The organism is Streptomyces sp. 2A115, assembly GCF_052245575.1.
GTDB lineage: Bacteria > Actinomycetota > Actinomycetes > Streptomycetales > Streptomycetaceae > Streptomyces.
Genome location: NZ_JBQQCG010000171.1, coordinates 1 through 7,170 on the forward strand (window position 1 = coordinate 1; position 7,170 = coordinate 7,170).

The 7,170-nt window shown below is 65.8% G+C and carries 5 protein-coding genes and 1 pseudogene; all 6 read right to left on the minus strand.

Translation table 11 applies throughout. The annotated features are described in order from the left end of the window. Window positions 1-151: 151 nt before the first annotated feature. The gene (locus ACTWQR_RS54885) at window positions 152-595 is read right to left on the minus strand and encodes a LamG-like jellyroll fold domain-containing protein (RefSeq protein ID WP_443234871.1); all 444 of its coding nucleotides are present in this window, start codon (window positions 593-595) and stop codon (window positions 152-154) included. Window positions 596-1,116: 521 nt separating this feature from the next. Further along, window positions 1,117-1,413, minus strand: a complete 297-nt coding sequence (locus tag ACTWQR_RS54890; RefSeq protein ID WP_443234875.1) for a hypothetical protein — start codon at window positions 1,411-1,413, stop codon at window positions 1,117-1,119. 34 nt (window positions 1,414-1,447) lie between these two features. Beyond that, window positions 1,448-1,597 (minus strand): annotated as a pseudogene (locus tag ACTWQR_RS54895) (IS1380 family transposase); the annotation flags it as partial. Between the two features lie 131 nt (window positions 1,598-1,728). Beyond that, complete coding sequence (locus tag ACTWQR_RS54900) at window positions 1,729-4,665, minus strand: discoidin domain-containing protein (protein ID WP_443234872.1); 2,937 nt, start codon at window positions 4,663-4,665, stop codon at window positions 1,729-1,731. A gap of 92 nt (window positions 4,666-4,757) precedes the next feature. Next, window positions 4,758-6,233, minus strand: a complete 1,476-nt coding sequence (locus ACTWQR_RS54905; protein WP_443234873.1) for a glycoside hydrolase family 32 protein — start codon at window positions 6,231-6,233, stop codon at window positions 4,758-4,760. 122 nt (window positions 6,234-6,355) lie between these two features. Then, window positions 6,356-7,170 (minus strand): glycoside hydrolase family 3 C-terminal domain-containing protein (locus tag ACTWQR_RS54910; protein ID WP_443234874.1); only part of this gene is annotated, 815 nt, incomplete at its 5' end.

The following is a 7,170-nucleotide window of genomic DNA, read 5'->3' on the forward strand; positions in this document are numbered from 1 at the left end:
TCGTCAAGATGCGGGAACAGCGTCGCAAACTTCGCGGCCAGGGCCGCCTCGATCCCCTCCGAACTCCCCATACCATGGCAACGAGCCTCGGAGCCGGAAGCGACGGCTTGTTTCCCGGCAAGCCCTTTAACTACCCGGCCTTGGGGAAACTTCAGAAGCGGTACTCCCCCGAGGCCACCCCCATCCAGCTGTCGCTGGCATAACCCGCGCCCGGGTACGCGTAGTCGCGCGACTGCTCGGACACAGCGCCTTCGATCGAGCCGACCTTGGCGCCGTCGAGGTAGAGCGTCTGTCCGGTCGCAGAGGCGGTGAGCACCGCGTGGTGCCAGGTGCTGTCGGTGACGGCCGCGGCGGAGGTGATCGGGCCGCTCGCGCCGGTGACGCCGATCCGGCGGAACTCGCCGCGCAGCTTGCCTGCCGCGTCGATGTTCAGCACCGGGCGCCAGGAGGTCGGCTTGTCTCCGAGCTCGGCGTCCTGGAGCCCCACGAGGACGCCCGAGGCCGTGGCGGTCTTGAACCAGAGCTCGATGGTCGGATACGCCGTCGCCTTCAGGGTGTCCGAGGGCAGTTCGACCACGGAGTCGGTGCGCCGCACCCACACCTCAGCCCGGACGCCCCTACCCGCGCCGCCCGAAGGAGCGTCACGGGCACCCTCAGACACACCGCGCGGCGTTTCGCTCGGGGCGGTCACCGGGAACCACCCCTACGAGGGCGCCGACGTATCCGCGGCACCGCGACCGTGCCGGAAAGCACCAGCTCACGCCCGGTACGGGACCGTACAGATGCTGTCGGTGCCCCACCGGGGGCACCAGATCATATTCCGTGTTTTCGCAGGTCAGGGCCAGCATTGGCCCTGCCTGCGGGACTACCTCTGGTGCACAGAAAGTCAGCAAACGAGGAAGATCACCTCTCGTCTGCGGCATGCCCGGAAGTGGCATTGCCGCAGGTGAGGGGCGTGCCGCAGCGGTTTAGGGACCTGCTTGGCGGCATGCGCAGGTTCGAACCATACGGGGGGTGTCGGCAGCGAGCACTTCCGTCACGTTCTGCCATACGAGCTGTTCAGGGAGCACACTCCCTGACGACTTCATGCGCGACGCCTCCGGTCGCGACCGCGCCTTATGCCCCGCCGCTCCCTCGGTCCGCCAGCCAGGCCAGCACCCTCACCATCGCCTGGAGCAGCCGCTTTTGCAGCGCTGCGGCATCCGCACCGTCTGCGACGGCGACTTCGCAGCGGACGGCGCGAGCCTCACCCTTCGGGATCTGGTGTGGTGCGTCGTTCGTGATGGCGAAGGGGAGGACGATCCCGCACACGGCATCGCGGGTGTGGCCGTCGTAGCGAACCTTCAGACGCAGGGCGTCGAAGAGCGGCCGGGACACCTCGTCCGGCAGACGCGCCAATTGGGCTGCTGTCACCGGAACCTGGCTGAGTGGTACGCGCGCAGCAGTGAGCCTTCCGGATCGCGTCCAGTGCCTGCGGCCCCACAGCGGCCAGCGTGTCGATCAGCCGAGACACCGTCGTATCGGAGGCCACCAGCCCGAGCACGGTCTGCTGTGCGCGAAGCATCCCTGTATCGGCCCGGCAGTCACAGCCGAGCGCACCCTTCACCTGGAAAGTGCCTCCAACCACTGCGGGAACAAGGACATCAGCAACCCCTGTTCTCGCCGGTCCGAGGCACTTTCTCTGCGTCGGGGGCAAGGTGAAAGATCACCCCACATGAAAGCACGAAATCATTTGTAGACGTTAAATTCTGCGACCGACCACCAGCTACGCGCAACATTTCCGGTATTGACGACCTTGATGTAGCGAGCTGTCTGTTTCGGGAAGGAAATCAGGTGGACTCGTTGGCCGTCCGCTACGGAAGAAACCTTGGTCCAGTCGGTTCCATCCGTGGATACGTATACGTCTGCGCTTCGCGCATAGTCGCTGACACTGCCGCCGACCTCCAACACAATCTTGCTGAAGGTCTGCGCTTGTCCCATGTCCACTTGGATCCAGAGGCCGTCGTACTGCCCTGTTCCGGAGCTGTACCGAGTGTCCGAATTGCCATCCAGCATGTTTCCGGGCGCATCCCACTGGCTTGCGTCCGCAGCCGTTGCGGTCCAACCCGTCCGCGGCAGCGCAGGACCAAGATCTATGACGTCGAACGATGATCCACCTGCGTCTGCTCCGCTGGCTCCCTTCACGGAAACCGTGACCTTCCCCGCTGGAAGCCCCTTCGGAACGTAGGCGCTGATGCTCGTGTCCGACCAGGTGTCTATTTCGGCATAGCTCGATCCGAAATACGCCGTACCCAGCCCCTGTGCATCGCCGAAACCAGAACCGTGAATCGTGAACTTGGAGCGCGGCATGCCTCGTTCCGGCTTCAATTCGCTGAAGGTCGGCGATGGGAAGCTCGACAGCTTCTTGGTGGTGAACATCGCCGAGGTGCCGCTCGGCAGCGTATACGTGTATGAGCCGCCGGTGGATATCTTGAAACTGTTACTGCCGGTGATCCCGTTGAATACTACGGCGACCTGCTCCCCTTCCTTGCTGGTCCAGCTCTTCAGCTGGAGGCCGTTCGATACCGCTGCCGGAGCTGTGATCGAGCCGGCTCCACGCGCAGACCCGTACACCTCGATGTCGCCGATGGACCACCAGAAGCCGGAGGCCGCAGTACTGACGATGCGAATGTACTGTGCCGTTCGGGTCGGCAATGTGACGGCTATCATGCCAATGCCTCCGCTGCCGCTCGCAATCGCGCTGCCCCAATCGGAACCGTCGTTCGAAACGTAGATCTGATACTTGGTGACGTAGTCGAACGAGTTGTTCACGCCGGTGTCGATGACGATTTTATTGAAGCTCGTGGGGCTCCCCAGGTCGATCTGGAACCAGTCGCCGCTCGTCGTCCCGTGCCCGAGACTCCACTTTGTGTTGATGTCGCCGTCGATCGCGTTCGCGGCCACACCCCAATCCGGCTGCGCGGAAGCCGTGGCGGTCCATTTGCTACGGCTCAGTGCCCTTCCTGTCGTCTGGACGGAAGCTCCGATCGGAAGGGAGTACGTGACCAGCTTGTTTCCGGTGCGGATGGAGTTCTGGTAGGGCAGCAGTGCCGGGTCGTACGTGACGGTAACTGGGCCGGATGCCGACTTGAAGGTGAAGTCGTGTGTCGGGTCCGAGACCTTGGTCGCTGCGGGGGCGCGGCCGCTCTGCGCAGGTCCGGAGTACGTGAAGGTGACGGCGTCGCCGGCGTTCAGGGTGTAGTCGAACGAGTGTGTCCCGTCCGCGACGCTGAAGGTTTTCGCTGCGCTTCCCGAGTTGTGCGCGATCAGGACCTTCGATCCGTCCGGGTTCTGGAACGCGACGTTTTCTATGCTGCCTTCCCCGAAGGTGTTCGAGTAGATCCGGTGTGCTCCGGGCGTTACGAACTTGCTGGCGTGGGCGAGGGCGTGGTAGTCCACGTTGTAGGTCACCCGCCCGTCGGCAGGGTCGATCGTGAGCAGGCCCCGAAGCATGGGTATACCGGCCGTGTCGCTGTTGAGCGGGCCCCGATCGGGGTCGAGTGCGATGTTCCACAGCATCACCCCGTTCGCCCAGTTGCGCGTGCCGTTGATGATCCACGTACCCAGTGCTTCACTGAACGCCGTCTGGTAGCTGTCCTGCCAAACGCCTCCGGTGGCTTCCGTGATGAACGTTTCCTTGCTCGGGTAGTCGTTGTGGACCAGCGTCTGGTAGTTCGGGTTGCCGCTGTAGATGTGCCACCCGGTTCCCGCGGTGTACTTGGAGGCTGCGGGGTCGCTGAAGATCGTCTCGGGGTACGAGGGCACGTCCCAGTTGTGGTCCCAAGCCAAGATCTTCGTGGAGATTCCGTTGGCTTCGAACGCCTTGCCGATCTCCTGGATCAACTCCGCTTCCTGGTACGCGGACAGGAACATTCCGGGCCAGGTGGGAGTACCCATGGGTTCGTTCTGCGGGGAAATGTAGGAGATGGGCACGCCGGCTTCGCCACAGGCCTGTATGAACTTGACGAAGTAGGTGGCCAGCGCGGAGGTGTACTCGCTCTTGAGGGTGCCTCCGATCATGGAGTCGGAGGTCTTCATCCAGCCTGGTGGGCTCCACGGGTTGGCCATGATCTTAATGGACGGGTTGAGTGAGAGGGCCTGCCGCAAGGCCGGAATGATGTACGGCACGTCGTGCTGGATGGAGAAGTGGGACAGCGTCGGGTCCGATTGGCCGGCGGGCATGTCGTTGTAGGAGTAGTTCCCGGACGCGTTGAAATCCGTGGCACCCATCGGGGAGCGGAGCAGACTGAGGCCGATTCCCTTCGAGGGATCGAACAGCTTCTTCATCAGCTTGGTCCGCTCGGCGGTGGACAGCTTGTCGATGAGCCAGGCGGAGGAGTCGGTCATGGCCGCGCCGAAGCCTTGGACCTTTTGGTACTTGACGCTGTCGTCGATCTTGATCGTGAGCGGGTTGTCCGTTCTCTTCACCTTGAACAGCACATCGTCCTGGCCGGCGACCCACTTCTCGGCCGATACGTCCGTCAGCCACACACGGACGGAATTGCTGCGTGCGGTCTGCTTCAGTTGCGGGGCGGCGATGGCGTTCCCAGAAACCGAGGTCCAGGCGGCGGCGACACCAACAGCGGTGGCCAGGAACTGGCGTCGTCCGAGACCGTATGAGCTCATGGAAGATCCTCCTTCGGACCTGCTTGGTCAGTACTTGGGAGAGGGGGTGGGACACCTTGCCGAGGTGGGGGATCGACCGGTTGGAGTCGGTTCTACGGCGACGTCGGCTCCGGCTCTGCGGTGCCGGTGCTCGGCTCCTTGATCACGAGCGGGTGCAGCTCCCACGCGTCGACCGCGAAGCCGAGGCGCGTACCCGATGCGCTGCGGGCCTCAAGTCGCCACGGGCATTGCCCTGTGGGGTAGAAGCGCAGGGTGAGGACCTGGCCGGTGGTGGTCAGGAAGATTTCGGCGATGGAGTGGTCGACGACCACGCGCAGCTCGACCGGCTGACCAGAGGGGCAGGGCATCCGGTAGGAGCCGCCGCGGGCCCGGAGGTCCAGTGAGGCGTAGTCACGGTCGACGACCAGTTCGCCCGCGTCGGCATCGAGGCTGATGTCGAGGTACTCGGAGCCGTCCGGGGTGGTGAGCAGCCGCAGACCGGCGTTTCCGGCGGTCTGCTCCAGGCGGGCCGTCAGGTCGAAGGCGCGGCCCACGCTGCCGAGGTCCACCGGCTGCGAGCCGTCGGTCACGCCCTCCGCGTGGACGGCGTGCTCTCCGCGCAGGGCGAGCAGTTCGGTGGCGGGCTGCTGGTGCAATGTGCCGTCGTCGTGGACATGGATCTCGCGGGGCAGGGTGAGGACGCCGGCCCATCCGTCCGCGACGGCCCAGGCTTCGTCGCGGGCTTCCCAGGACCAGCCCCACAGCAGCCACCGGTCGCCCGGTGCCCGCAGCAGGGCGGGTGCGTAGCAGTCGGGGCCGTGGTCGGCAGGTACCGCGGGGCCAGCCTTGAAGTGGCCGTCGTGCTCTTCGCCGATCAGGGCTGCGACGCTCTGCGGACCGGTGGGTTCGGTCCAGGTGCTGAAGAGGAAGGCGCCGGGCCCGTCGGCTGCCGGGAGGTATTGGGGGCATTCCCAGCCCTCGCCGGTGAACAGGTCGGTACCACCGATGGGCTCCGGACGGCGGGCCGCGAAGGGCCCCCGGTAGGTCCAGTTCTCCAGGTCGGGTGAGTCGTAGAGAAGGGCGGCGGCGCAGCCGTCCGCGAGGGCGGCGCCGACCAGCATCCGCCAGCCGTCGCCGTCCTGCCAGACGTACGGGTCGCGGTACATGGTGCAGCCCTCGGGCAGCTCGGGGATGAGTGGTTCACCGCGCGGGCGGAAGCTGTTGCCGCCGTCGTGGGAGACGGCGCAGGTGACCGGCTGGTGCTGGAACGAGCGGTCCTCGCGGTGCGCGGAGTAGAAGGCGACCAGCCGGTCGCCGTCGGAGACGGCGTTGCCGGAGAAGCAGCCGTCGGCGTCCACGCCATCGGGGTTCGGTGACAGGGCGATCGGCAGCGGCTCCCAGGTCAACAGGTCGGGGCTGCGGAAGTGGCCCCAGTGCATGTTCGCGTGGGTCGCGCCGTACGGGTTGTACTGGTAGCACACGTGGTAGTGGCCGTCGTGGAAGACCAGCCCGTTGGGGTCGTTGATCCAGTTGCGGGGCGGCCGCAGGTGCGCCACGGGGCGGTGCGGATCGCGGGGTGTGGTGGACACACGCGTGCCTTTCGGTGTTTCAGATGGAACCCGCCCCGCCGGCCCTCGATTTGGCGGGGCGGCAGGCCTGCGGGGCGGGTGTCTTCGAGCCCGTATGCGGGCTACAGGTCCAGATACGGGGTTCAGGTCCCGATGCGGAATCCCGCGCTCAGCTGCTGCTCCCGCCGTGAGCTGGGGCCGACGCGGAGCATGAACTCACCCGGTTCGACCACTCGGCGGTTGTCCGCGGTGACGAGTGAGCAGTGAGTGGCCTGGATGTGGATGGTGGCGTCCAGGCTTTCGCCGGCAGGGACCTCGACCTGGGTGAAACCCTTCAGCTCCTGCTCGGCCCAGGTGACGCTGGTGGTCAGGTCGCTGACGTATGCCTGGACCGTTTCCAGGGCCGGACGGCTGCCGCTGTTGGTGAGGCGCACCGTGGCGTCGACGGTGCCGTCGGCGGGGACGTCCTGGTCGTGCACGACAAGGTCGGAGTAGGTGACGGTGGTGTAGGTGAGGCCCTCGCCGAACGCGAACAGGGGGTCTTGGGTGAGATCCGCGTAGCGGTTGCCGTGCTGGCCTCGCACCTGGTTGTAGAAGACCGGTTGCTGACCGACGTGGCGTGCGAAGGACAGCGGGAGCCGGCCGCTGGGTTCGATGAGTCCGAGGAGGAGTTCGGCGATGGCGCGGCCACCGCGCATGCCCGGGTTGAACGCCTCGATGAGGGCTGCCGCGTTCAGTGCCGACTCTGGGAGCGTGCTCGGCTTGGACTGGGCGAGTACGACGATCATGGGTGTGCCGGTGGCGGCGACCGCGTCCAGCAAGGCGATCTGGCCTCCTTGGAGGTCGAGCGTGGCCGTCGAGCGCACCTCGCCGGTGAGGGCGATGGTGTCTCCCACGACCACGACGGCGTAGTCGGCGGCCTGCGCGGCGGCGGTGGCCTCTCGAAGCTGTGCCTGGT